Genomic DNA, 1,707 nt, shown 5'->3' with positions numbered 1-1,707 from the left:
GTGTGCAGGCATCGTTGAAGCTCATGAACCGGTTGTAAATCGCTGGTATTGCCTAACCATTTTTCCAGAGACCGGGCTGAGTCTTCAAGCAGCTCATAAGCCTCTTCTATGAACAGATTGCGCTGCTCCTGATCAGACTCTGACCCGGCGATGGAAGGAGCAAAAGGTGTGCTTTCTGAAGAGACTGGGTTACCTCCAGAGGCCAGGGCTATCGGTTCGAAACGATTATCTTCAGTAAATGATAAGTCCGCTTCTTCTTGAGCCTCAACATCAACCTCAGCCTCAGCCTCAAGAAGAACATCGCCGTCATCACTCTCAGGATTTTCTTCGAATGCTTCGCATGGTTCTGCATACGACTCTGTTTCACTCAATGCCTGCTCAATCAGCAAAGACTCGAGTGCTTCACGCAGAGCACTGAAAACCACCTGTGGCGGTTCGGGCGTTTGCTGTGAAGCCACCTGGTTCATCATTTCAACCAGGGCTTCGAAGCCGTCAGTGAACGGTGGCAGTAACGGCTGGGGAAGCCTGGTCTCATGGGTCTGAAGGTAAATGCAGACATCATGTAACACATCACAGAGCTCTGCGATGGCTGACAAACCGGCTTCATTGGCATTCTCAGCAAGCACTTTCAGTTCAAATTTGAACCGGTCCAGTTCTTCATGGGGCGTATGGTTAACCCATGTTTTCAGATAGCTGCTGGCATCAAGCAGCAGGTCAAGGTTGCTTGTCAGGAACAGTGCTGCCTGTTGGCCAGTTGGCTGTTTTTCCGGATGAGGCTCCGGGGCAGACTCGTCGTTCAGGCTGTTGCCGGGCAGTTGGTTATGTAGCGCGTTAAGCCAGTCAAGGAAGCTATCCACTCTCAGTTCCAGTGGCCGTGAGGCTTCCTGAAGCTGTTGCAGTGCGTCTTCAATCAGATCCACGCCCTGTTCCAGCATGCTGATGACCTGGCTATCAGCAGGCACCAGGTGTGCCCGGAACGCCCTGATGGTCTTTTCGATGGCGGCAATCAGCTCAGCGAGCGGCGTAATTTCTGCCATAAATGCACTGCCTTTAAGGGTATGCAGTGCTCGCTGGACCGTATCAGTGATCTGGATATCACCACCCGGTTGATGGCCGCTATCGATAAACTCTTTTATGACACTGAGGTGACTTCTGGCCTCATGATCAAAAATTTCCAGTAACTGCTGATCATAGCCAGTATCTGGCTCAGCGGCTTGTTCGACGGGTTTACTTATTTCTTCAGTTTCAGCTACCAGTTCATTAATGTCGCTATCCAGGCTCTCTTCGGGACTGTCCTTCTCTCGGCCCTCCAGAATATTGCCAAACATCATTGCAGGTTCTTGCTGCTCAGGCTCCGTGAACGCTTCATGCTCAATGATAAGCTGGGTTCCCTTACCCAGGGCATCGGCTTTCTCCATGCAAAGCAGAACTTCCGGGGTCAGCTGCTGACTGTCCCCGGCAAAATCATTCACCAGTTCAGGCAGCATGAAGATGACTTCATTGAGTAGCTCGGCTATTGGCTCAGACGCGGCAATAGAACCGTCGATCACGCTGTTCAGCATGTTTTCCACTGACCAGGCCAGCTCACCGATAACGTCAGCACCATCCATACGACCACTGTCTTTCAACCTGCAAAAGGCTCTTCTTACCTCATTGGTCGTGGCTCCATCATTGATATTACTTTGCCACTGTGGAAATAGAGCGTTG

General features: G+C 51.1%; 1 protein-coding gene. It reads right to left on the bottom strand.

Annotation, left to right across the window (positions count from 1 at the left end):
• The coding region (locus KDK13_RS12430; protein ID WP_257285290.1) for an Hpt domain-containing protein at window positions 1–1,707 on the bottom strand (1,707 nt) is incomplete at both ends.

It is taken from the genome of Endozoicomonas sp. SESOKO1, assembly GCF_024606265.1.
Taxonomy (GTDB): domain Bacteria; phylum Pseudomonadota; class Gammaproteobacteria; order Pseudomonadales; family Endozoicomonadaceae; genus Endozoicomonas.
The sequence above is the reverse complement of the archived record's forward strand: the minus strand, read 5'-3'. Positions and strand labels throughout refer to the sequence as shown.